Below are 24,498 nucleotides of genomic sequence, written 5' to 3'. Positions count from 1 at the left end.
CACGGCCAACGTACCGAGAGACGGCACGACGGCACCCCGTATTTTCCGGGACCGCTACCCGGGCCGCTGCCAGGGCGTGACGGCGAGCTTGCCGGTCGTCCCGAGGTCGAGGCGGGGCGTCACCGTCACGGCTGCGGCGCCGTCCTTGGCGCGGACCCGGACGTAGGGGACGTTCACGGGGGTGCCGAACCCGGTGGTGTTGCGCCACACCAGGCGCGCGACCGCTGTCTCGCCGGACTTGAGGGTGACCGGCCGGGGCGTCTCGTCGCCGAGGCCGGTGGTGATCTCCTTGCTGCCCTTGAGGATCTTCACGCCGTCCACCGGTTCGCGGTCGTCGTCCAGCAGCTCCAGCAGCGGGTAGCCGTCGACGGTGTACTCGCCCTTCCCGCAGTACTCCACATGCAGTCCGACGACACGCAGGCCCATGGCGGCGTCGCCCTCGTCGGCCCACAGGCGGGTCCCGGAGGCGGGGCAGTCGCCGGTCCCGCCGGGCGCCTCGGCCGCGGGGACCTTGGTGACGCCGGCGACCTTCACCCGGGTCACGCGGGACGCGCCGGGCGCGAGGGCGCCCAGCTCCACCTGCGAGCGCACGGTCTTGCCGGGGGCGACCGCGCTCACGGTCTCCCGCCTGGTCTCCATCACCTCGCCCGTGCTGGTCATGAAGGCGAAGGCGATCGTGTACGTGAGCGCCTCGGGGCCCTCGTTGGCGACCGTGTAGACGGCGTACCCGCGTGAGGCGCGGGAGTCTGTGGGGCGGTCGAGCCGGTCGGGTGTGACCCGGAAGTCGCTCGGGTCGGAGGGCGAAGGGGTTGGCGAGGCGGATTCGGCGGGAGAGGAGGAGTGCGACGGGAGCGCCAGCGCGACGATCCGCACACCGTCGACGGCGGGCTCGGTGACCTGGGTCAGGGACGGCTGTGAGGCCGCGCGGGAGCCGCTGTTCCGGTCGTCGGCGCGTTCCGATCCACACGCCGAGAGCAACAGGACGACGGCGAGGACCGGAACGAGGAGGGGGGCGGGTCTGCGCATCCGGCCACCTCATCAGGGCGGTGCCTCGGCGACTGTGGTGGAGGCCACAGTTCCGGTCACAGGAGTGTCACAGACGGGGGTGGGGTGGGGGTGCGCGGCGTTCGGGGTGCCGGAAGGAGGGGTCCCGGACGGAAGGGGATCCCGTGTTCCGGACGGAGGGGTTCCGGACGGGAGGTTCGGCACCCCGAACGCGGGGCCTGCGGGCGGCGAGCGCGGCGGCGGTGCGCCGGAGGCGTTACGGCAGCTGCGCCTGCACCTCGGCGGAGATCAGCTCCAGGTGGTCCAGATCGTGCACGTCGAGGATCTGGAGGTACATCCGCCGCGAGCCGACTTCCATGTAGCGGCCGATATTGTCGACGACCTCGGCCGGGCTGCCGGCCAGACCGTTGGCCTTCAGCTCGTCCACCTCGCGACCGATCGCGGCGGCGCGGCGGGCGACCTCCGCGTCGTCCTTGCCGACGCAGGCCACGAGGACGTTGGAGTAGGTGATCGCGTCCGCCGGGCGGCCCGCGGCCTCGGCGGCGGCCCGGACGCGGCCGAACTGCCGCTCGGTGTCCTCGACCGAGCCGAACGGCATGTTGAACTCGTCGGCGTACTGGGCGGCCAGCCGAGGCGTACGGCTCGCGCCGTGGCCGCCGACCAGCACGGGGATCTTCGACTGGGCGGGCTTGGGCAGCGCCGGCGAGTCCTTGAGCTGGTAGTACTCACCCTGGAAGTCGAAGGTCCGGCCGGCCTCCGTGCCCCACAGGCCGGTGAGGATCGCCAGCTGCTCCTCCAGGCGGGCGAACTTCTCCTTGGGGAACGGGATGCCGTACGCCACGTGCTCCTCCTCGAACCAACCGGCGCCCAGGCCCAGTTCGACCCGGCCGCCGGACATCTGGTCCACCTGCGCGACCTGGATGGCGAGGACGCCGGGGAGGCGGAAGGTGGCGGCGGTCATCAGCGTGCCGAGGCGGATGCGGCTGGTCTCCCGGGCTAGGCCGGCGAGGGTGATCCAGGCGTCGGTGGGGCCGGGGAGGCCGTCCACGTCGCCCATTTTCAGATAGTGGTCGCTGCGGAAGAAGGCGTCGAAGCCGAGATCCTCGGTGGCCTTCGCCGCGGCGAGGAGGGTGTCGTAGGTAGCGCCCTGCTGGGGCTCGGTGAAGATACGCAGATCCATGGTCTCCATCCTGCACCCGACGCCTCCGGAGCCACCGGGCGACCCGTCGGCCCCACCACGCTCGGCGACCCCGGCGGGCCCACGGGCAGCGGAGTGCGGGGCGGCGAGGCGAGCGGGCCGGGCCGGAGGCCCCGCACCCACCGCCCCTCCGGGCCTCGCCCCGCCGACGCCTGGACCCGCTGCCGCCGCTCCACCGGGCCCCAGCCCAGCCACCCCTCCGAACCCCGTGACCGCCGCTCCACCGGGCCCCAGCCCAGCCACCCCTCCGAACCCCGTGACCGCCACTCCACCGGGCCCCGGCCCCGCCACCGAACCCCGTGACGGCCGCCCCTCCGGGCCACGGCCCCGCCGCCCCCCTCCGGGCCCCCAACCCGCCGCCCCTTGGAGCCGCAACCGCCGTTTCGCTCTCCCCCCTCGCCCCCGACTCCTCCGGGCCCCGCCCCCGCGCCCTCACCGCTCCCGCAGCGCGCCTTCCCGCGCCGCCAGCTTGCGCAGCATCTCCCGGACCCGGTCCCGGGACTCGTCCGCCGCGTCGATGGCCTCCATGCACTGCCAGTACGTGCCCTCGTCGGCCGCCGCGCTGGCCAGACCGACGAGAGCGATGCCGACGTCGGTCAGCAGCACGCCCAGGCAGAGCAACGCCTCGCGGGCGTCGTCCAGTTCCGTGAGCTGGGCGGCCCGCAGGTCACCGGGATCGAGGTCCGGGGCGTCCAGCACCCCGCAGCCCCGGCCCGCCAGCTCTGTCAACCCCAGTGCCTCGCCACGCAGTTCGGGCGGGCCCGAGACCGCGAGCCGACTGCCGATCGCCTGGGCCAGCGCCTGCGCCTGCCATACCTCCTCGAGTGTCCGAGACCCGTCGTCGCCGCCTGAGAGAGCACGTCTGCTCATCAGGATGAGCCGCACCGCGTCCATGGGCCGCCCCCGTCTGTCCGGACGCGCCTCTCGCACGTCCGCCCGAACTCTGTCGTCCACTACCCAGAGTGAAGGCGTGTGGGGCGAAAAGCCAGAGGAAGGCGGAAATCTGCGGACAACAAATCGGTTTCGACTCGTCGAACAACTCCGGAGAGTGACATCGGGGTGCTGCGTCGCCCGACGACACGGCCAACCGGCAGTCGTTCGGAACGCGTCGACCCGCCACCGGCTCACGGCGCAGGAAACCGCCGCTCGTTGCGGTCGATCTTCGCGTCGAGCGCCGCCAGCGGGTCGATGCCGAGCACCTCGCACAGTTGCAGCAGGTACGCGAGCACATCGGCGACCTCGTCGGTCACCCGGTGCGCGGTGTCCGGCTCCTCCATCACGCGGGCCGACTCCTCCGGGGTCAACCACTGGAAGATCTCGACCAGTTCGGACGCCTCGACGCTCAGCGCGGAGACGAGGTTCTTGGGGGTGTGGTACGGCTGCCAGTTCCGCGCGGCCGCGAACTCGGCCAGCCTGCGCTGCAGCGTCGCCACGTCGAGGTGTTCAGTCACGGCTCCAGGTGTACCACCGTGACAACGAGGCACAGGCAGACCCCTGCCCGCCCTCCCGGTCGCCCCCGGGGGCCGCAGGGCGGCCCGCTCACACGCCCGGAACCCCGGCCTCGCCCATGAGCCCGCTCACCTCCGTGCCCGCCGGGGTCAGCAGGAACACGTTCCGGTCGACCCGGTGCATCCCGCTGGCCAGGCCGAAGACGACGCCGGTGGAGAAGTCCAGGACGCGCTTGGCGACCTCCGTCTCCGCGCCGGTCAGGTCGAGCAGCACCGGGATGCCCGCCATCAGCGTCTCGGCGACGTCCCGGGCGTCCGCGAAGACGTTGACCCGCAGCACGACGAACCGCCGCCGGGTCTCCGTCGCCGCCTCCGGCAGCGAGCGGTGGTTCACCGCCGACGGCCAGGCGTCCCGGCCGCGCAACGGAACGACCTGAGCGAGCCCCTCCCACTGTTCATCGGTGACGTCGTACCGGTTCACCGGGACCCCCAGAACTGACTCGCACTCATTGCCTGCACCAGCCAATTCTTACGCCAAGTCACCCGTCCGGCCCAACAGCGACACGGACCGCGACCGCGCGGCCCTGTTCAGGCGGGTTGTGAGTCCCGTACGCGGGGGCGCTCCTGGCGTCGGCCGGCGGGGTTTCAGGACGCGGTGTAGCCGAGCTGACGTCGCATGTACGGGGTCATGAGGGTCCTCGCCTTGGCCAGGACGGACGTACGGCCGCCGAGGACCGCGGTCTCGCCGCCCGGCACCGGCAGCATCGTCAGCCCGTCGGCCGGCCCGAACGGCACGATCACCGGGGTGCGGTGGACGGGCCGGTAGAGGCGGGGCTCCCTGCGATGGCGGCCGGCGCTGTTCAGGTAGGTGCGGATGTTCCAGGCGGCGAGGTCGGCCTGGGCGAGCGCGGCCGGGGTGATCTTGAGCTCGGTCGCGTCGTTGACGTCGCCGACGGCGAACACGTCGAGCCGCCCCTCGACCCGCAACGCCCGGTCGACCTTGATGTGCCCGGAGGGGTTGAGCCAGTCACCGTGTCCGGCCAGCCGAAGCCACAGGGTGTTGGGGGTGGTGCCGGTGGCCCAGAACGACAGGTCGGCCTCGATCACACCGCCGCGGGCGTCCCGGTAGGTGCCGAATTCGTGACCCGGGGACATGAAGGAGTCGAGCCGCACCTCCACTCCGTGGTCCTCCAGCCAGGCCTGCGTCTTGCGCGAGGCCTTCTCGCACCCGGTGTTGCCGAGCAGCGCCGGCCCGGAGTGGGCCAGCGTGACACGCACGTCGGGCCGGGCGAGACGGATCTCCGCGCTGAGCTCGACGCCGGAGGGCCCACCGCCGACGACGAGGACGTGCTCGGCGGCGGCGATGCTCTGCTGGTGCGCGGCGAACGCCTTGACCGCCTCCTCCGTGGTGGTGCCGAGGAAGCGGGCCGGCTCCGGGTAGTCGGCCCCGGTGGCGATCACCACCACGTCGTAAGGGAGCCGCTCGCCGGTGGCCAGCACCACCTGCCGTTCGACGGTGTCGACACGGACCGCCTTGCCGAGCACCACACGGCCGTTGCGCAGCAGCCGGTCGTACGGGATGAAGGGGGTCACCGTCCACTCGGGGCGCACGCCGGCGCGCAGGGAGGCGATGCGGTGGAAGAAGATCTCCTTGCGGTCCACCAGGGTGACCCGCGCCGTCGCGTCCAGCCGCTTCGCCAGCCGAACGCCCGCGTAACCGCCACCGATCACCACTACGTCGCCGTCGCGCACATGACTCTCCTGTGCCTCGTGGGGGAGGATGCGAGTGCCGGGAGGCGTGGGTTTCCCCCGGCACTCGACCGGGACGAGCGTAGCGCTTGAAGATTAAAGTTCGAGTGGTGGTTCGTGTGCGTTCTGTGAAGTGATGGCCGGAAACAGCGGCCCGGACCGTACACCTGCCGGACCTCCGGCCCCAAGACCAGCTGACACGGGGGCATGGTCGGCACGATCATCTACTCGACGGACCGGGAGACACGCGAGAAGCTACGCTCGCTCGTCCGCCCCGGGACAGGGGTGCGGGAGACCGCGTTCACGTAGAGCCGACGCCCTCGCCCGTTCGTCGTCCTCCCCCACCGGACCGTGCAGCCCGCCCGCCCACGACCCCAGGGAGACCGGACCCATGCCGCCCCGGACGCTCACCCTGCTCCTGGCCACCGCCCTGATCACCGTGGGCCTGACCGGTTGCTCCACCTTCTCCCCGTTCAACACCTGCGAGGACACCGCGTCACGGTTGCGGGACCTGCGCTCCCAGCCCGTCCTCGGCTTCACCCCCGAGGGCGCGACAGTCCCGAAGGGGCTCGACCAGGTCGACGCACGCTGCGTCGACGACAGCGGCGACGCCTGGCTGTACGCCGCGCGCGTCTACGCGTTCCCCGGCCCCCGGCAGAAGGTCGTCGACTTCTACCGCACCACCGCCGAGGCGGACGGCTGGCACCTGTCGTCCGCCCCTCCGGACCTGGGCGCCCCCGAAACGGTGGCGGGACAGTGCTTCACCAAGGGCGGCGACGGCGACGCCCTCATGCTGACCCTGCGGTTCACCACGGCCGGCCAGCTGAAGGTCGAGTACGGCTATGACGCCGGGCCGGAGTTCGACTCGGGCTCCGGGTTCGAGATAGAGGTCGGCTCCGAGACGGACGGCGCGGAGACCGGCTGCTGGGACTGACGCCCCGGGGCCGTCCGAACCGGCGGACCGGCGGGAGCGTGGGCCACACTGGATGGCGTGCTGGAAACGGATCGGCAGCTCGCCAGGCAGCTGGAGCAGGTCATCATGGACCTGCTGGAGCGACGTGCGGCCACTGCTTCGATCTGTCCGTCCGACGCCGCGCGCGAGGCCTACGAAGGCGACGACGAAGGCTGGCGAGCCCTGATGGAACCGACCCGCCGAGCGGCCTGGCGCCTGGTGGCGGCCGGCAAGGCCGAGATCACCCAGTCCGGCCGCCCCGTCACGGAAACAGAGGCCCACGGCCCCATCCGCATCCGCCGCACACGGTGACACGAACGAGGGCCGACCGGGTCAGGGGCAGGCACCTGTTCGCCCGTTCCGGCGAACCTCGTCGGCGCCGACGCCCGCCCGCAGGAGCACGCGCACCACCGGCAGAGGCGTCACGAGTGCGCGCTTCACGCGTTCGGGTCCCACTCCGCGAGCTGGTCCATCGGCTCGGTGTCGCCGGTGGTCTCCAGGCGGTCCAGCGGGCCGCGCTCGTAGAAGTAGAGGACCATGTCGCTCGCCGCGCCTCGCAGCGCCATGTCGCCCGGCTCCGCGTCGGCGGCGAGGTCGTCGCAGCGGACGCCGTCGGCGTCGAGCGTCAGGCGCCAGGAGCGGCCCTCGGTCGTGTGCAGGTCGATGGTCGCCGGCTTGAAAGGCCAGGGCACGGTCGTCGCCGAGACCGTCGTCAGGAACTCGTCGACGCCCTCGACCGCGACGTCCGTCGGCAGCGGCTGTGCGGCGCCCTGGGTGAGCTGGACGTCGTAGGTGTGGACGGCGATCTCCTGGATCTGGTGCCGGGCCACGGCTCCGCTGGTCTCCGGTGCCTGCGAGCGGCCCCACCAGGTCCAGCAGCCGCGGTCCGGACCGGCCTCGCGCAGCGCGTCGAGCATGAGCTCGGTCGACTCGGCGAGCCAGGCGTCCAGGGCTTCGCGGTCGCGGGGCGCGGTCGGGGCGCCCTTCGGGTCCGTCCTCGCCGGGGGCTGAGCGCCCGGGCCCGCCGCGACGATGGCGGCCTGGCGACGGCGGCCGTCCCCGAGGTGCTGCGCCAGTTCGCGCAGCGTCCAGCCCGGGCAGGTCGGGACCTGGACGTCGAGGTCGGGGGCGGAGGCGATCGCGGCCCGGAACGCGTCCGAGCGGTCCTCGATCAGCCGCAGGACCTCGGGAAACTCCAAGATGTTTGACACGTCGGGTTGTGTATCACGACACTCCGGCCGCCGGACAACGAATTTGTCGGACGAACGCGTCAACGGCCCGACGGACCACCGACGCTGACCGACGTGAAGCCTCTGGATCGAGCGGACAGGAGATGTGCAGTCCAGTCCCACCAGGGCTTCACGCCTGCCCGGCCTCGCGGCACTCGGAGATCACTTCGCTGGGGAAGCCTCAGCGGGTGAGAGTCACACTGAACTCAGCCCCAGGTCCGGCCGGCCGGTTCCTTGATGGTGCGGTTGATCCCGTTGAAGAAGTTGGTCGAGAAGGAGTGATGTCGGGCGACGCCGCTCAACGGCGGCGCGACGGTGGAGATCATGTGCAACTGCTCTTCAGCGACCGGTTCGAACGGCCGTGGCGGGCCACGATGGACGTGGCCCGCCACGCGGGTTGCTCGACTCCGGGTTGGTCACGGTATGAAGCCGTAGTCCAACTGCTCGGTGAACTCGGTCTTGTCGCCCTTCAGCGTCGGTCCTGCCTGCGGACTACCGGCGGACCAGGCCGGCCCCAACCCGCCATGGCAGCACCGGTTGGCGCAGTTGACGACCGCCGGTGGTGCCCGACAGGCGGGCGGTCCGCGTCGGCCGATTCCGCCTGAACCGTTGACGCGCTGACGGGATCCCGCGCATCATCGGGCGATGTCATCGCTGACACAAGTCAACGATGACACTCCTGGTCGGCTACGTGGACGTCGACGCCGATCAGGGCGTCACTTCCGGTCGGTCCGCGCCGAGTTCCAGGCTCGGCCCAGTGGAGCCGCAGCACAGGAGACAACATGAGCGCTGCACGTGTATCCCGGGAAGCCCGCGTGCGGATGATGGCGGCGGTGGCGATCGTCTGCACCCTGTCCGCCGCTCCGCTCACCCCTCGGGACCTCGTCGCCGACACCCCGCCGTACTCCGAGACCTACCGGCCCCAGTTCCACTTCACCGCGGAGAGGAACTGGATGAACGACCCCAACGGCCTCGTGTACTACGAGGGCGAGTATCACCTCTTCTACCAGTACAACCCCAACGGCAACTCCTGGGGCGACATGTCCTGGGGCCACGCGGTGAGCGCGGACCTTGTGCACTGGAAGCAACTGCCGCTCGCCCTGTCGTACGACGACAACGAGATGGTGTTCTCCGGCAGCGCGGTTGTCGATTGGGACAACACCACCGGGTTCGGCACGAAGAAGAACCCGCCCATGGTCGCGATCTACACCAGTCACAACAAGAGCACAGGCATCCAGGCACAGTCGATCGGCTACAGCACCGACCGCGGCCGTACCTGGACCAAGTACCAGGGCAATACCGTCATCGACATCGGTTCCAAGGACTTCCGCGACCCCAAGGTCCAGTGGTACGAGCCGACGAAGAGCTGGCTCATGACGGTGTCGCTGTCCGCCGAGCACAAGGTGCAGTTCTACTCGTCGAAGAACCTCAAGGACTGGAAGTTGCAGAGCGAGTTCGGGCCGGCCGGCGCGACGGGCGGCGTGTGGGAGTGCCCCGACCTGTTCCCCCTCGCGGTCGACGGGGACCCGAAGAAGACCAAGTGGGTCCTGGTCGTCAACATCAACCCCGGTGGCATAGCGGGCGGTTCGGCCACCCAGTACTTCGTCGGCGACTACGACGGCAAGAGGTTCACCGCCGAGGACAAGGGCACCTACACCCCGCCCACCGGCACGGTGGTGCAGGACTTCGAGAGCACGGACTTCGGATCGTGGACGACCACGGGCACCGCCTTCGGCACGGCTCCGGCAGCCGGGGCGGTGGACGGACAGGGGGCCGTCTCCGGCTACGACGGCAAGGGCCTCGCCAACAGCTTCCACTCGGGTGACGGCACCACCGGCGTCCTCGCCTCGCCCTCCTTCACCGTCGACAGCAAGTACCTGAACTTCAAGGTCGGCGGTGGTCGGCACCCGCACGTGGACGGAACCGTCATGGAGCAGGGCCCGCCACCCGCGGGTACGATCCTCGCCGACTTCGAGGGCGGCGCCTACGGTGGTTGGACGGCCACCGGGGACGCCTTCGGCGCCGCACCGGCCACCGGCACCCTTCCCAACCAGCAGGAAGTCTCCGGCTTCCTGGGAAGCGGCCTGGTCAACAGCTACCGGAACGGCGACTCCACCACCGGCACCCTCACCTCACCCGAGTTCACCATCGACAAGAACTACGTCAACTTCCTGGTCGGCGGCGGCAACCACCCCGTCGGCTCCGAGAACCCGACCGCCGTCGAACTCCTCGTCGACGGCCAGGTGGTCCGCAGCACCACCGGGCAGGACGGCGAGGCACTCGACTGGGCCTCCTGGGACGTCAAGGACCTCGCCGGCAAGAAGGCCCAGATCAAGATCGTCGACATGAACACCACCGGCTGGGGCCACATCAACGTCGACCACATCATGCTCTCGGACGCCCAGGCCCAGCCCGTCTCCCAGGAGACGTCCGTCAACCTGATCGTCGACGGCAAGGTCGTCCGCAGCGCCACCGGCGCCGACAGCGAGATCCTGGACTGGGCCTCCTTCGACATGCGCCCCTACGCCGGCAAGGAGGCGCAGATCCAGATCGTCGACATGAACACCGCCGGCTGGGGCCACATCCTCGCCGACCGGTTCACCGAAGCCGACGCTCCCGCGAAGTCCGTCGTCCAGCGCGCCGGCTGGGCCGACCACGGCAAGGACTATTACGCGGCCGTCTCCTGGGAGAACGCGCCGGGCGGCAAGCGGTACATGATCGGCTGGATGAACAACTGGGACTACAGCGGCGCCATCCCCACCTCACCCTGGCGCGGCGCCCAGAGCATCCCCCGGGAGATGGCCCTGCGCACCGTCGACGGCCGCATCCGGCTGACCAGCCAGCCGGTGAACAGCGTGACGTCCCTGCGGCAGGGACACCCTGCGTCCGCGGCTGGCACCACCGTCAAGGACACCTCCAAGACCCTGATCGGCTCAGCGGCCAAGGGCAAGGCCCTCGACATCGAGGCGACCTTCTCCCTCAGGGACGCCGAGCGCTTCGGCCTGAAGGTGCGCACGGGTGCGAACGGCGAGGAGACCGTCATCGGCTACGACACCACGACACAGGAGCTGTACGTCGACCGCAGCCACTCCGGCGCAGTCGACTTCGACAGCACCTTCCCCGGCGTCCAGACCGCACCGCTGAGGGCGAAGGGCGGCAAGGTGCATCTTCGGATCCTCGTCGACTGGTCGTCCGTCGAGGTCTTCGGCGGCAGTGGCGAGGCCGTGATCACCGATCAGATCTTCCCCGACCCCGCCAGCCAGGGCGTGCAGGTCTTCGCCGAGAACGGCTCGGTGAAGCTGGACAAGGCCGTCGTCTGGCGCCTCGACTCCGCCCACAAGTGATCCCCACAACCGACAAGGACACGGGCCCGTGAAGACGGCCCTGCTCGCCGTCTCGATCCTTGCAGATCCTCCACTGCGGGGCGGCCGGCGTGGTGCCGGGCTTCACGAGGCCGTCAGGCGCCCCACCGCGTGATGTCCGCCCCCCGGCCGCTGACCGGCCCGGGGGCGGCACCCACGGTGTGCTGCGCCCGGACGGGCACGTGCGGGTCAGTGCAGGACCTTCTCCTTGGCCCGGCGGTACTCGTCGTCGGTGATGTCGCCCCTGGCGCGGATCTCGGAGAGCTTGGCGAGTTCGTCCGCCTCGCTGGTGCCCGCGCCGCCCGCAGTCTCGCGGATGTACCGCTGCGCCTGTTCCTCCTTGGCCTGGGCGTGGCGCTGTTCGCGCTTGCCCATGTCCTTGCCCCGGGCGACGACGTAGACGAAGACGCCCAGGAAGGGGAGGACAAGGGTGAAGACGAGCCATCCGGTCTTGGCCCATCCGCTCAGGTCGTCGTCACGGAAGATGTCGACGATGACGCGGAAGAGCAGGACGAGCCATATGATCCACAGGAAGAACCACATGATCGCCCAGAAGGCCCCCAGAACGGGAAAGTCGTAGGCCAGGTTCACGCTGCTGCTCATTGCTTCTCCTCTGGGTGTCGCCCGCCAGGGCCCCGGCGGGACCCGGCGGGCCTACCCGTGCGCCCCGTCGAGCGGGCGGAACGCACGGGCGGCCCCGGTCGCCCTGCCGCCGTTCGTCCTCGGTGCTGATGTCGATCCCGAAGGCTCCGCCGATGGCGCGGGCCGCGGACACCACCCGGGCGCTCCCCACCACGGGGGCGATCGCCACGAGGCTTCCCTGGACCTTCTCCAGCGGCACGCCGACTTCCGCGGCCGTGCCGATGTTGAGGAGATAGGAGGGTGCGGAGGCGTCCATGGCCACCAGGGCCGCGATGCGTGCCAGCAGGTACGTCTCCTGGTCCAGCCCGGAACGTTCGAACGTGTCGAGGGTCATCTGGACGAGCGTCTCGAAGACGGGGGCGTCCGCCTCGGCGAGGGCGGCGACGCCTTCGGCGCCCGTCTCTTTCTGAGCCGTGGTTCACGTTCCCTTCCTGGACGTTGGTGTGCTGCACCTCCCATGAAAGGCGGGTCTGCCGCATACAGCCTCACCCGGAGGGGGTGATCGCCACTCTCCTGTCACCGGCAGTCGGTGCTGCGGTGACTCGGAGGCTGCGGGGCGGGGCGGCCAGGGTTCCCCGAGGTGCTCGTCCTCTGGCCGCGGGCCGCGATGACGGGACGTCCTGCCGCGGGCGAACGACCTCTGATCCCGGGCGAGCCGCCTCCTGAACGGCCCCTCCCGGCCACCGGTTCGCGCGAGGACCGTTCGGCCCGGTTCAGGACGGCTCGCCTCGTGCCGGAGGGCTCCGTCCGGGGAATCCCCCGAAGCGGGTGATGTCGGTCCGGGTGCAGGCACGGTGGCATGGACCGAGCGCATCCCATCTGTGGGAGGTCGACATGCCCGGTAGCCGGTCCACGCTTGCTCCACGATGGGCCGCACGCGTGGCTGTGGCCGCGGGCATCGGCGCGATCACCGTGCTGCTGCTGTTCGCCGGGCTCCACAGTCTGCTGCTCGTCCTCGTGGGGGCCGCCGGGCTGGCGGTGACGGCGGCGGGCGTGTGGTGGGCGCTCGTCCACACCGGCCTGGTCCGGGTGCTGGCCGCGGTGCTGGCCTTCGCCGCCCCCGCCGCCGTCATCGTGCTCTACGTGGCGTCCGGGCTGCTGTGGGTGGTGCTCGTCTCGCTCGCGCTGTGGATACTGGCCGTCTTCTGCGGTCGGGCCGCGCTGGCAGGCGCTGAGACCACCCCGGTAGGGACCCCGCACCGCACACTGGCACCGCCGCGGCACCCCTACCTGATCATGAACCCGCGTTCGGGCGGCGGCAAGGTCGGCAGATTCCGGCTGCGGGAGAAGGCCGAGGCATTGGGCGCCGAGGTCTGCGTCCTGGACGTGACGCACCCGCAGGACGTGGCCGCGCTCGCCCGCCGGGCCGCCGACGCGGGCGCCGACCTGCTCGGCGTCGCGGGAGGCGACGGCACCCAGGCCCTCGTCGCGGCCGTGGCCGCGGAGCGCGACCTGCCGTTCGTGGTCATCTCCGCCGGCACCCGCAACCACTTCGCCCTGGACCTCGGACTGGACAGGGACGACCCGTCGACATGTCTCGACGCCCTCACCGACGGCGTCGAACTCCGCATCGACCTGGGCGTCGTCAACGACCGTGTGTTCGTCAACAACGCGTCGTTCGGCGCCTACGCGGCCGTGGTGCAGAGCCCCGCCTACCGCGACGACAAGACCCGAACCACCCTGCAGATGCTGCCCGACCTGCTCACCCACCACCGAGGACCACGGCTCGCCGTGCACGCCGAAAGCACGACCATCGAGCAGCCGCAGGCCGTCCTGGTCAGCAACAACCCGTACCGGACGGACGACCCGGCGGGGCTGGGCCGTCGGGAACGGCTGGACTCGGGCGTCCTCGGCGTACTCGGCGTCAAGGTCGACAACGCGACGCAGGCGGCGGGGATGCTCCGCGGCCACCGGGCACCCGGACTCGCGCAACTGACCGCCCGCGAGGTCGTCGTCGACGCCGACACCGACACGATCCCGGTCGGCGTGGACGGCGAGGCCCTCACCCTGCCGACCCCCGTCCGGTGCCGCACCCTGCCGCGCGTCCTGCGTGTGCGGGTCCCCCGCGACCGCCCCGGCGTGCCCCGCGCCAGACCCGCGATGGACTGGCACGGGGTGCGACGGCTTGCCCTGACATCGATGAGGAGGACGGCGGGACATGACGGATGACCTCCCACGCCCCGGCCACCGCGCGACCCTGTCGGCGGTGGCGCGGTCGATCCTCGTGTGTTCGTGCTGCTCTTCACCACCTCGTATGTTCGTCGCCTCTGTTCTTCGCCCACATCCGGGCCTCGACCGGTACCCCGGTGCAGCAGTCCAACTGCCACCCGTTCCGTCACGGCCGCTGGATGTGGATGCACAGCGGTGGGATCACCGACTTCCACCAGGTGGGGCGTGATCTCGCCCTGGCGGTCGATCCGGAACTCTTCCTCGACATCGAGGGATCGACGGACTCCGAGATGATGTTCTACCTGGCCCTCGCCTTCGGTCTGGAGCAGGACCCGCCGGGCGCCGTCGCCCGCATGGTCGGCATGGTGGAACGGACCGGTCATGAGCACGGGGTGGAGTTCCCTCTGCAGATGACGGTCGCCGTGACCGACGGCCGGCAGGTGTGGGCCTTCCGCTACTCCACTCAGGGAGCCTCCCGCTCGCTGTACTGCAGCACCCGGGTGGAGGCGCTACGCGAACTCCACCCCGACGTTGGAATTCCTGCAGGAGGTTTCCGACGAGACCCGCCTCATTGTGTCCGAGCCACCGGGCGATCTGCCCGGCGTCTGGAACGAGGTCCCCGAGAGCGGCTACGGCGTCGTACAACCCGGAGGGGACAACCTGATCCCTTTCGCCCCGCAACTCGTGTAGGGTGCCGGCACTCTCCGTCGACCGGCATCCTGACGCCCAACCTGCCGCCGGTCCGGCGGGGTTGGCCGCGCGCGACGCCCCGGTCCCGCGTTGCGGACGTGCCGTTTGGTCGGGATCGGAGGCCGTGCAGGCCAAGGCTACGATTCCGTCGACCCTGGCTGGACCTTCGGGATCCGTGAGGTGAAGAACATCGCGACGAGCGCGGCGAAGGCGAGGATGGCCACCGCGGCGCGCAGACCGTCGATCCTGGCGTCTTCGTTCGCGTCGAGTGCCGCTTGAGTCACCTTCTCGCTCGTGCCCGCTTCGTCGAGCGCGGTCTCGAGTTCGGCGTCCGACAGGAACGGTACGCCGCTTTCGAGTTCGACGGTCGCCTGGCTCTTGACCGCGGCCGGGATATCCGGATTCTGCTCCACGCTGGTGAGGAAGGACGTCGTCATCGCGGCGATCAGGATCGACCCGGCGAGCGCCGTGCCGATCGACGCGCCCAGGTTGGTGACGGAGTTCTGGACGCCCCCGACTTCCGCGCTCTTTGATTCCGGCACCGCGGACACGGTGACCGACCCGAGCTGCGACGCCAGCGCCCCCATGCCCAGCCCGATCAGCAGCAGGGGGATCGTGACGATCTCCGCACCCGCGTCCACGTCGAGCGCGGCCATCAGGACCACCGCCCCCGCGAGCAACGCGAGAACCCCAAGACGCACCACCCGCCGGGGCGAGACGTCCGGGAGGAAGCGGGGGATCAGGACGGCGGCCGCCAGCAGCGTCACGGAGAGCGGCAGGAGGCGAGCGCCCGTCTTGAGCGCGGACAGGCCCAGGGCGACCGACAGATAGAGCGGTACGACGAAGAAGACGCCCATCTGGACGAGGTACTGGAAGAAGAACATCGTGAGCCCGCCGGTGAGCTGCTTGTTCTGCAGCAGGGCCGGATCGACGAGCGGCTCCCCGCGCCGCTTCACCGTGCGCGCCTCCCAGCGGAGGAAGAGCCAGATCAGCAGAAGACCGGCCAGCATCAGCCACACGACCAGCGAGACCCCGAGCCATGAGGGCGCGTCGGGCTTCGGCTGGAACCAGCCCCACTCGTCGGAGCGGAGCACCCCGTAGACGAAGGCCCCGAGCCCGAGTGCGGACAGCACGGCACCGACGACATCGATGCGAGCGCCTTCGCCGACCGGCGCGTCGCCGATGCGGCGGGCGAGCACCAGGATGCCGAGCACGACCAGGACCTCACCGGCGAACACCCACCGCCAGGAGAAGTACGTTGTCGCGACACCCCCGATCAGCGGCCCGACCGCGATCGCCACGGCCCCCGCGGCCGCGACGAGACCGTAGGCGGCAGGACGGCGTTCGGTGGCGAAGTTGCCGGCCACGAGCGCCACGATCGCGGGCATGATGAGCGCCGCCCCGATCCCCTCGAGGAACGACCAGCCGATCAGCAGCACCGTCAGGTTGGGTGCGAGCGCCGTGGTGAAGGAGCCGCAGCCGTAGATGACGCAGCCGATCAGGAACGCGCGTTTGCGGCCGATCAGCGCCCCCACCTTGCCACCGGGAATCATGAACATCGCCATCACGAGGGTGTAGGCCGTGATGGCGCCCTGGATGCCCGTCACCGTCGTGCCCACGTCCTCGGCCACCGTCGCGATCGAGACGTTCATGACCGAACTGTCGAGCGCCATCAGGAACTGACCGGCCGCGAGTGTCAGCAGAACGGTTCGCCCCCTTGCAGGGCTTTCGACGGTGTCTGTCCTGGATGCCATGCGCGCATCGTCCCAGCCGCCCCGCGGAGCGGAACCCGACGCACCCCGGAGGTCGACCGATCGGCGGAGTCGCTTGCAGACGGGCCGTGAGCCGCTCGTCGAGCCCTGGCGGTCGGACGCCCTGAGGTGAGAAGCGATCTCAAGGGCGGTCCGCCGAGCCCGACGCCAGCGTGACTGTGCGGACTCGCACGACAACGACTGGGCAGCAGCTGATACTGGATCTCGGCTGCCACCGTGGGAGGCCGGGAGCGCTTGCCCCAGGTGTAGAGGTCGGTGAAGCGTCCGTCGGCGATCACTACGCGAGCCAGGATGTGGGCGGACTCCCCGGGCCACGGACGGCGGGCTCAGTCGCCGACGTGGATACCGGGGCGGCGGTCGGGGTCGGGTTCGTTGCTGCGGATGATCTCGCGGGTGACGGGGGCGGTGTCGCCGCGGCCGAGGAGGAAGTAGCGGAACATGTGGACCAGAGGGCTGCCTTCGGCCCAGGCGAAGTAGCAGTGCGGCCGCACTCCGGTGGCGTCGCGCAGGGCCAGCAGGATGGCGGCTATGGCGTTGGGCGCTGCCGGGGCCTGGGCACGCAGGATGCGGTGGCCGTCGACTTCGACGCCGCGGACGGTGAGGGTGTCGCTGAAGTCGGACGGGTCGACGACGTCGATCTCGAGGAAGAGCACGTCGGCCGGGCCCGGTACCGGGTTGGTGCCGCGCTGTTCGTGTTCCTTGGCGCTGTACTCGGCGGCGTCGCCGGCCTCGCGGCGGTTGGCGATGATGTTGATGGACTCGTCATGGGCCAGGGTGTCGGTGATGAACCGGCGGGCGGCTTCGTCGAAGACGATGCGGTCGGCGCGCAGTTCGGTGGTGCGGGAGATCCGGGAGATGAGCGACACGGTGACGATGCCGACGATGAAGAAGCCGGAGATGGCGATGCCGTCGGGCTTGTCGACGATGTTGGCGATCAGTGCGTAGAGCAGGACCGCGGTGAGCAGGGTGAAGCCGACGGCGGCCGCGCGGCGGTGGTTGCGGGCGACGAAGACGGTGACGGCGAAGGCTCCGGAGACCATCATCGCCAGGATGCCGGTGGCGTATGCGCCGGCCTGCTTGTCGACGTCGGCGTCGAAGGCGATGGTGATGATGATGCACAGGGCGGTGTACACGAGGACGACCGGGCGTACTGCGCGGCCCCACTCGGGGGCCATGCCGTAGTCGGGCAGGTAGCGGGGAACGATGTTGATGAGTCCCGCCATGGCGGAGGCGCCGGCGAACCACAGGATGAGGATGGTGCTGATGTCGTAGACGGTGCCGAACGCCTCACCGACGTGCTCGTGCGCGAGCCAGGCCAGGGCACGGCCGTTGGCGGCGCCTCCGGCCTTGAACTCTTCCTCGGGGATGAGGACGGTGGTGACGAAGCTGGCGGCCAGCAGGTAGACACTCATGATGAGCGCCGCGGCGGTGAGCAGCTTGCGGGTGTTGCGGATGCGGGCCTGCAGGCGCTGTTCCTCGTCCGCCCCGTCGGCCGCCACCAGCGGCATCATGCTCACACCGGTTTCGAAGCCGGACAGGCCCAGCACCAGCAGAGGGAACGCCAGCAGCGCCGGGCCCGCGAGATCCCCGAAGCCGCCGAGGTCGGTGAGGGATCCGGTCCACGCAGACCAGGCGTCGGCATCGGTGAGCACATGGGCCACGCCGACACCGATGACGACGGCGTTGAGGACCAGGAAGGCAGCCACCAGAGGGATGGCCACCTTGACCGCTTCGCTGAAGCCCAGCAGGAACACTCCGCCGAGGATCAGCAGCAGCGCCACCGTCAGGGCCACCTCATGGCCGTGCAGCGCCGAGGGGAAGAAGGGGTTCTCCACCACGTGCACCGAGGCGTCCGCCGTGGACAGGGTGATGGTGATGATCCACGATGTGGCCACGAAGCCGAGCAGGACCAGCACGAACAACTTGCCCCACCAGAACGGCAGCAGGTCCTCCAGCATCGCCACCGACCCCGCACCGTGCGGGCTCTGCCTGGCCACCCGGCGATACATCGGCAGCATCCCCAGCAGCGTCAGCGCCACGATCAGCAACGTCGCCAAGGGCGATACGGCCCCCGCCGCGAGGGCAGCGATCGCCGGGACGTAGGCCAGGCTGGAGAAGTAGTCCACGCCGGTCAGGCACATCACCTTCCACCAGGCATGCGGCTCGGCATGACTCTCACCGGCCGCCGGCCCCACCGGCTGCACCCGGTGACGCAACAGCCACCGCGCCGCCGCACCGGTCGGCTGCGCCCGCAGCGCGGGGCTGTCCACCGTCTCCGGCATCACGAGTCGGCTCACCTCGCTCATATCCCCCATGCCCTCTTCCTGACAGTCGGAATGATCGCCGCAAGCCACCGCTCTGGCGCCGGCGCGACGATCACCGAGTATGCGCCCTGCCGACTCCCAACCCGATACCGAGGCCCCGGGAGTGGATCGAGCTTCGGTGGGCTGCCAGGAGTGGGGGCCGATCGGGGCCCTTGCTGCGCCGCCTCGCCCGACACCCACGCTGCGGCGCCGCCCCTGACTTGTGCCCGCCGAACTTCGACCACATGCCCGAACTCACCTGGCGTTACGGCTACCCCGCCGTAGCGGCCCAGCACGGTTGAGCGTTCTGCCCGACGGCTGTCCACCCGTCCGCTCAGTGACGAGCCATCAGAACGGATCGGCGCCCGCCGCACTCGCGAAATGCGCCTCAGCGGACCCCCGTCCAAGGTCCGTGAGCAAGTCGTCCAGCACCGTTTCCTCCTCGACCCGGACACTGCACTCGGCGAGAGCGACGGCCAGGGCAGGGTCCCAGGGAGTTGCGGCCGGCGGGCCCGTCAGGTTCGGGGCTTCGGCCGCTGCGGTCACTGCTGCTCGGTAATCGGCGGCCGTGTAGCGCCACGGCCGCCAAGGGACGCTTCGCGCCAGTGCTGCGGCGATGCGCACACCGCCCCAGTCGAAGTCGCCGTGGTAGAGAAGGCGGGCTCCTCGCACGGACAGGTCGCGCAGCAAGGTGAGCGCGGCGGCCGAAGGTTGCCCTTGGAGGCACACCATGGGCGGGCATGCCGGGCCGAGAGTGTCGGCGGCGGCGGACAGCACGGCCGGGTTCTCGCAGATGTGAACCGCTCCCGTCGTTGGAACGGAGGCAACCGGTGCGCTACGGGTGAGGGAGCGGAGGGTCAGCACCGCCGGCTCCCCGGCGTCGGCCGTCCAGTCGAGGAACGGTGCCCCGCGCAGGTTGAGAGTGAGGACGGTCGACGACAGGTCGTCCTTGAGCAAGCCCGCGGAGGCCCACGCCTCCCGCCGCCACTGTGCACCTGCGCCGTCGGGGAAGCCGGTGAGGCAACGGATGCCGGACAGGACGAGAGTGGCGAGCGGCGTCCCCTCGTCCAGGGCGTGGGCGCCCGAAAGGTTCCGTGCCGCGAACGTCGCCCGCGATGTCGGGGGTGACGCGGGCAGCGCGCGCAAGGCGCGCACGGCGGCCTCCACCAGGGGGCCCGCGGCCTCCGGTGTGCGGGCGAGGCGCCGTACGAGACCGTCACTGCGGATCCGCTCGGCCCAGCGGGCCAGCTCCCCGTCGAGGATGCCGAGCGGGGCGTACGCCTCGTCCCAGGCCCGTTCCTCCCTGTTCCGTGTCTCGGCGTGAAGTGTGACCGGGCCGGTGAGGGCGACGACGGCCGCCGCCAGTCCGTCGGGGCTGACACCGGAGCGACGCAGGATCTCATCCACGGTGACGAGGCGGATGCTGAGGGAGCCACTGGATCGTGGTGCCCGTCCCAGCAGGCGATCGGCGGTCCGCCGTTGGGATTCATCGGGGTCGGACAAGGTGACGGAGCCGGTGAGCGGCCGGCCGCGGGCCATGCGCTGTCGCACGCGGTGGACGAACCAGGCAAGGCCGGGATCGCCGAGCAGGCGCCCGAGGCGCTCGGTGTCGACGTCGGTCCGGGCTTCTGCCGGTGGCGGCACGGCCGGCACCACGTCCGCGGTGGCGGCCGGCGGCGTCGTGCGCCCGGCCGCCACCCGGCCTCCGGCGCGGTCAGGCGGGGTCGCCGGACGGGTCACGTCCACAGGGCCTGTCCGCCGACGCTGTCGACCACGGGAGTCCGTCCGGGCTCGCCCAGAGGACTCACCGGCCCGGCGGGCCTTTCGCCGGAGTCGCCGGCACCGGCAGCCGCCCCGAGCGTGTCCGGCCGGGCACCGGGCTCCGTGCCGCGCCGCCGTTCGCTGCCGTCCCATTCCCACCGTGTCACCAGTACGGCGTCGATGTCGTCGACGCGGGAGAGCTGGGCGATGGCGATGCCCGGCACCTGGGGGTAGCAGGCCCATTCGCGTTCGCTGGTCATGACGACGTCGAGGTCGAAGGCGCGCAGCAGACCGAGGCACTTGGCGCGCGAGTCGTCGTCGACGCCGGCGAACGCCTCGTCCAGGGTGACCAGGCGCGGGGCGTGCGCGCCGCCCGCGCTGGCGTAGTGGGAGGACGCGGCGGCGAACAAGGGCACAGAGGCGGCCAGTACGCGCTCCCCGCCCGAGGCGGGGCCGGTGGCCGGCACCCACCTGCCGTGCTGGTGGCGTTCGACGCCGAACTCGTGCCAGGACCGGTAGTCGAGGGCAGCGGTGAGGTCCTCCAGCCAACTGCCGGCGCTGTCGTCGGCCTGCCGGTGGGCGATCTGCTCCTGGAGGAACGCGCCGACCGCGGCCCGGTCCTCGGGCGACCACGCGTCGGCCGACTGACGCAGCCGTTCACGGGCCTGGGCCAGTCCCTGCGGGGCCCGGCGGGACGCTCTCCACACCAGCCGCAGCTTCATGCCCGTGGAGGTCGGACGTTCCTCCAGCTCCCTGTTCATGGCGGCCACGTGTCGTTCGGCCGCCCCGATCAGTTCCTGGAGCGTCCCGGCGACCTCGGTGATCAGATGGGTCTGGAGGATCTCGCGCTCGCGTGCGGACAGGATGCGGGTCAGTTCCGCGACCTCCACGGCCAGCGCCTCGGCGAGTTCGGGCACGCCCCGTTCCCGGCCCTGGTAGACGATGTCGACCCGCATGCCGTCCTCGCTCGGGCGGGCGGTGGCGGTGTGGCCGTGCCGTGACAGGGCGTCCTGGAGCCTGCCGAACTCCTCGCTCAGCCGCTTCTGCACGCGCTCCCAGGCCGCGTCGGTGTCGTCGACGGAGGAGAGCCGGGACTCCACGGCCCGCGCGAGGGCGATGGCGGGGGTCGCCGCCCATGTCCCTCCGCCGTCGTCCGGTACGTCGATGTCGGGCAACGCCACGGCGAGCAGCCCCGTCGCGGCGAACCGCTGGAGCGCGGCGACGGCTTCCTCCCGCGCGGCGGTCGCCTCGGTGACGTCCTCGGCGAGCCGCTCGATGCGTCCCTCGGCGCGGCTGGCCCGCCGGTCGGCGTCACCGTACTCCGCCCGGACCTGCCGCTGTTCCTGCTCACAGGCCCGGGCCGCCTCGGCCGTCTCCTCCAATTGCCGCTGAAGCTCGGCGACGGCCGCTCCGACGGTGGAGCGGAGCGTCGTGAGGTGTTCGTCCGCCGCCGCGGCCGCCCGAGCCGCCTCCGTGGCGCGCTCGGCGAGTTCGGACACGAGGAGGTCGGCCCGGCTGGTCTCCTCCCGCTCACCGGTCACCGCGCGCTCGGCCTCCGCGCGTTCGCGCAATGCGGGCCACAGGGCCGCCAGGAGGGCGGTGTGGTCGGCGAGCGCCTGGCGAACGGCACCCAGTGCCGTCTGGTCGGTGGGAAGCTTCAGGTCGGCCGCGGTGTCGGCGAGTTCGGCCGTCGCACGGTCGGCGCGCTCCGCCGCCGGAGCCAGTTCCGCGGCTCTTTCGTCCCGCCGGGCGCGGGCGCGACGGACGGCTTCGGCCGCGGCGGTGACGCGTGCGTGGGCGTGCCGCAGGTCGTCGTCGCCGGGCAGTGCGGCGAGTTCGGCGTCCAGCACGGCACGGCGCCCGGCCACGGCGCGGGACTCCTCGGCCAGCCGCTCCCGCTCCGCCGTCAGGCCGTCGATCTCGGCGCGCAGTTCTGCGATCCGGACGCGACGTGCCTGCTCCCGCGCTCCTTCCCCCACGTACTGGGCGTTGTCCTTGGCCCAGCTGCCGGTGAGCGCCCCGACGCGGAAGCGACCGTCCGCACAGACCCAGGTGTCGTGGCCACCGGCTTCCCAGGAGGCCTCGCCAGGCCCGTCATCGCCGACTGCGGCCAGCCCGATCGAGGCGAGCAGACGCGCGACTGTCTCCTCCCCCACGGCTGCGGCCCCCGCGTCCGCGGGGTCGACCGCCGGGCACAGCGCGCGGTCGAGGCCGGTCCCGCCGAGCAGACCGACCGGGTCGAGCAACACGTCGTGGCCGTCCGCCACGACCGCGGAGCCGTCCGGCCGCACCCAGGCGTCGAGAAGCCCCGACGCCTCCAGCGCGGCTTCCAGTCCCGCGCGGTCGGCCTCGGTGAGGTGCGGGCGGAAGTCGACGAGCCGCCACAGAGGAGCGCCGAGGCCCCGGTCCCGCACGCCGGGTGTGCGCGTGGGGGGAGCCGCGGGGCCTCGCTCCCCACCGGTTCCGAGAGTGGTCAGGTCCTCTGCCGCCAGCCGCAGCCGCTCCGCCGTCGCCGCCTCGCGGTGGGCCAGTTCGGCCGCACGGTCGGCCAGGCGGGAGGCGGCGGCGCGATGCGCCTCGCTCGCCGCCGTACGGGCCGGCAGCGGACCGTCCAAAGAGCTCGCCCAGTCCTGCACGGCGTCCAGGACACCGGGCAGCCCGGGCACCCGCAGCTCCACGCACCCGGAAAGGTGCTCCCGTACGGCTGTGACCAGCGCCTGCCCCGCCCGTGCGACGTCCTCCTCCGCCCCGGCCAGCCGTTCCTCGGCGTGCACGGCCTCCTCGTCGGCCTCGTCGGCACGCAGCCGGGCGGCCCGGCGTCGCTCCTCGGCCTGCTCGGCGCGCGTCGCGAGTTCCGCCACGTGCTCGACGGCGCGCCGCCTGCTCGCGGTCGCCTCGTCCGCCTCCCGGCGCAGAACCGCGTCGGGGGCTCCCTCCGTCCTGGGGATGTCGAGCCGGGCGGCCGCGGCGCTCTCGGCCACCCGGTCCCGGATGCCGTCCAGCGCCTCCCGGGCGGCCGTGAGCCGGTTGTCCGCGGTGGCGAGCCGGCCCAGGGCCCGGGTGTGCGCCTCGGCCGCCGTACGCCGGTCCGCCTCGGCCCGCTTCAGCTCCGCGGCCGTGCGGGAGGCGTCGTCCGCCGCCCGGTCGAGCGCGCGGGCATCGCGCATCTCGGGCCGGGACCGCAGCGTGGCGTCCTGGGCGGCCAGCCGCGCGGCCCGCTCGTCGAGGGCGGCGCCCCTCTCCCCGGCCTCCTCTCGGTCCGCCATGGCCCGGTCCCGGTCCGTCTGCGCCCGGGCGAGTTCCCGTTGCAGGTTCTCGTACCGGGCGTGTTCACGGCGGGGCAGACGGGCGCGGCGCCGGGAGGCGAGGCGGGCGTAGCGGCGGTAGTGGTCGAGGAACGCCGAGGACGCCTGTTCGGCCTCGCGGGCCGCCCGCAGTTCCTCCTTCTCCTCGTCCAGCGACCGGAACGCCTCCGCCGCGTCGGCGACGACCGCCTGGTCCATCGGCGGCAGCGCCTCGGTCAGTGCCCGGGACAGGGCGGCCTCGCTGGGGCGCTTGGACAGCTGGGGCTGGCGCAGCTGGATCAGGAGGTCGACGAGGGCGCCGTAGCGCCGCTCCCCCAGCCCGAAGAGGGTTTCGTCGACCGCCCTGCGGTAGGCCTTGGCGGTGTCGTACACCATGCCGTGGCTGCCTACGGCCTCGGCGAGCCGGTCCCGGGACAGTGCCGTCCCGGTCGCGTCCAGCAGGTCGAGGCCGGCACCGATCCGCTGGTCGGTGACCGCGAACCAGTGGCGGGCGATACCGCGGCCGGCGACCGCCTTGAGCCCGCACAGCAGCGTGCGGAAGTGCGCCTCGCCCGTGGTGTCGTCGAGTCGTCCGAACTCGATCCAGGTGTAGCCGAGTCGTTCGGGGTGCGGGTGCGCGCCGCCGAGGAGCAGGTTCCACTCCATGCGCTTGCCCGGGTCGCCGTCGGGTTCGACGCGGCGGGCCGACAGGTCGCCGTCCAGGAGGAACGGCAGGGTGAGGGCGAGCACCTTCGACTTGCCGGTGCCGTTGTTGCCCCGCAGCAGCAGCCGGCCGTCGCGGAACCAGAACTCCTCGACGTCGTAGTGGAAGAGATCGACGAGCCCGATGCGCAAGGGCCGCCACCGGCCGGGCGCGGGAGCGGGAAGCGCGGGGCCGGGCGGCTGGGGGCCGGGGAGCGCGGTCACGGGGCGG

16 protein-coding genes and 1 pseudogene are annotated in these 24,498 nt (G+C 71.6%); 5 read left to right on the top strand and 12 right to left on the bottom strand.

The annotated features are described in order from the left end of the window. Window positions 1-54: 54 nt before the first annotated feature. From ACIOC0_RS21660 to ACIOC0_RS21635, 6 genes are all read right to left on the bottom strand, one after another. The gene (locus ACIOC0_RS21660; protein WP_402156814.1) at window positions 55-1,026 is read right to left on the bottom strand and encodes a DUF4232 domain-containing protein; all 972 of its coding nucleotides are present in this window, start codon (window positions 1,024-1,026) and stop codon (window positions 55-57) included. 235 nt (window positions 1,027-1,261) lie between these two features. Continuing rightward, window positions 1,262-2,185 carry an LLM class F420-dependent oxidoreductase gene (locus ACIOC0_RS21655; protein WP_402156813.1) on the bottom strand — a complete coding sequence of 308 codons (924 nt, stop codon included), beginning with the start codon at window positions 2,183-2,185 and terminating at the stop codon, window positions 1,262-1,264. Window positions 2,186-2,635: 450 nt separating this feature from the next. Continuing rightward, the gene (locus tag ACIOC0_RS21650) at window positions 2,636-3,097 is read right to left on the bottom strand and encodes a DUF6099 family protein (RefSeq protein ID WP_130438127.1); all 462 of its coding nucleotides are present in this window, start codon (window positions 3,095-3,097) and stop codon (window positions 2,636-2,638) included. Between the two features lie 230 nt (window positions 3,098-3,327). Continuing rightward, entirely contained in the window at window positions 3,328-3,654 is a 327-nt protein-coding gene (locus ACIOC0_RS21645) for a nucleotide pyrophosphohydrolase (RefSeq protein ID WP_130438128.1), read from the bottom strand. Between the two features lie 88 nt (window positions 3,655-3,742). Further along, the gene (locus ACIOC0_RS21640) at window positions 3,743-4,132 is read right to left on the bottom strand and encodes a cell division protein SepF (RefSeq protein WP_351092080.1); all 390 of its coding nucleotides are present in this window, start codon (window positions 4,130-4,132) and stop codon (window positions 3,743-3,745) included. A 164-nt stretch (window positions 4,133-4,296) separates the two neighbouring features. Next, window positions 4,297-5,403 (bottom strand): NAD(P)/FAD-dependent oxidoreductase, encoded by a 1,107-nt coding sequence (locus ACIOC0_RS21635; RefSeq protein ID WP_402156812.1) that lies wholly within the window; start codon window positions 5,401-5,403, stop codon window positions 4,297-4,299. A gap of 388 nt (window positions 5,404-5,791) precedes the next feature. Between ACIOC0_RS21635 and ACIOC0_RS21630 the strand changes: the two genes are divergently transcribed. After that, complete coding sequence (locus tag ACIOC0_RS21630) at window positions 5,792-6,334, top strand: hypothetical protein (protein WP_402156811.1); 543 nt, start codon at window positions 5,792-5,794, stop codon at window positions 6,332-6,334. A gap of 105 nt (window positions 6,335-6,439) precedes the next feature. Further along, complete coding sequence (locus ACIOC0_RS21625; RefSeq protein ID WP_402157161.1) at window positions 6,440-6,664, top strand: DUF3253 domain-containing protein; 225 nt, start codon at window positions 6,440-6,442, stop codon at window positions 6,662-6,664. A 125-nt stretch (window positions 6,665-6,789) separates the two neighbouring features. Here ACIOC0_RS21625 and ACIOC0_RS21620 read toward each other — a convergent pair whose 3' ends face one another. Next, window positions 6,790-7,563 carry a maleylpyruvate isomerase family mycothiol-dependent enzyme gene (locus ACIOC0_RS21620; RefSeq protein WP_402156810.1) on the bottom strand — a complete coding sequence of 258 codons (774 nt, stop codon included), beginning with the start codon at window positions 7,561-7,563 and terminating at the stop codon, window positions 6,790-6,792. An 800-nt stretch (window positions 7,564-8,363) separates the two neighbouring features. Between ACIOC0_RS21620 and ACIOC0_RS21615 the strand changes: the two genes are divergently transcribed. Further along, entirely contained in the window at window positions 8,364-10,925 is a 2,562-nt protein-coding gene (locus ACIOC0_RS21615; RefSeq protein WP_402156809.1) for a GH32 C-terminal domain-containing protein, read from the top strand. Between the two features lie 207 nt (window positions 10,926-11,132). On the opposite strand, the gene ACIOC0_RS21610 is transcribed toward ACIOC0_RS21615, so the two are convergent. Beyond that, on the bottom strand, window positions 11,133-11,546 hold the full coding sequence (locus tag ACIOC0_RS21610; protein ID WP_402156808.1) for an SHOCT domain-containing protein: 414 nt from the start codon (window positions 11,544-11,546) through the stop codon (window positions 11,133-11,135). An 873-nt stretch (window positions 11,547-12,419) separates the two neighbouring features. Here ACIOC0_RS21610 and ACIOC0_RS21605 point away from each other — a divergent pair. Next, entirely contained in the window at window positions 12,420-13,754 is a 1,335-nt protein-coding gene (locus ACIOC0_RS21605; protein WP_402156806.1) for a diacylglycerol/lipid kinase family protein, read from the top strand. 92 nt (window positions 13,755-13,846) lie between these two features. Beyond that, a pseudogene (locus ACIOC0_RS21600) lies at window positions 13,847-14,444 on the top strand (class II glutamine amidotransferase); the annotation flags it as partial. A gap of 137 nt (window positions 14,445-14,581) precedes the next feature. On the opposite strand, the gene ACIOC0_RS21595 reads toward ACIOC0_RS21600, so the two are convergent. The 4 genes from ACIOC0_RS21595 to ACIOC0_RS21580 form a co-directional block, all read right to left on the bottom strand. After that, complete coding sequence (locus tag ACIOC0_RS21595) at window positions 14,582-16,198, bottom strand: MFS transporter (protein ID WP_402156805.1); 1,617 nt, start codon at window positions 16,196-16,198, stop codon at window positions 14,582-14,584. A gap of 344 nt (window positions 16,199-16,542) precedes the next feature. Continuing rightward, window positions 16,543-18,498, bottom strand: a complete 1,956-nt coding sequence (locus ACIOC0_RS21590; protein ID WP_402157160.1) for an amino acid transporter — start codon at window positions 18,496-18,498, stop codon at window positions 16,543-16,545. A gap of 369 nt (window positions 18,499-18,867) precedes the next feature. Next, window positions 18,868-20,259, bottom strand: a complete 1,392-nt coding sequence (locus ACIOC0_RS21585) for a TIGR02679 family protein (protein WP_402156803.1) — start codon at window positions 20,257-20,259, stop codon at window positions 18,868-18,870. Further along, window positions 20,256-24,491, bottom strand: coding sequence for a TIGR02680 family protein (locus tag ACIOC0_RS21580; protein WP_402156802.1), 4,236 nt, complete (start codon window positions 24,489-24,491; stop codon window positions 20,256-20,258). Before ACIOC0_RS21580 ends, ACIOC0_RS21585 begins: the two co-directional genes overlap by 4 nt. Window positions 24,492-24,498 lie beyond the last annotated feature (7 nt).

It is taken from the genome of Streptomyces sp. NPDC088254 (assembly GCF_044740925.1).
Taxonomy (GTDB): domain Bacteria; phylum Actinomycetota; class Actinomycetes; order Streptomycetales; family Streptomycetaceae; genus Streptomyces.
The sequence above is the reverse complement of the archived record's forward strand: the minus strand, read 5'-3'. Positions and strand labels throughout refer to the sequence as shown.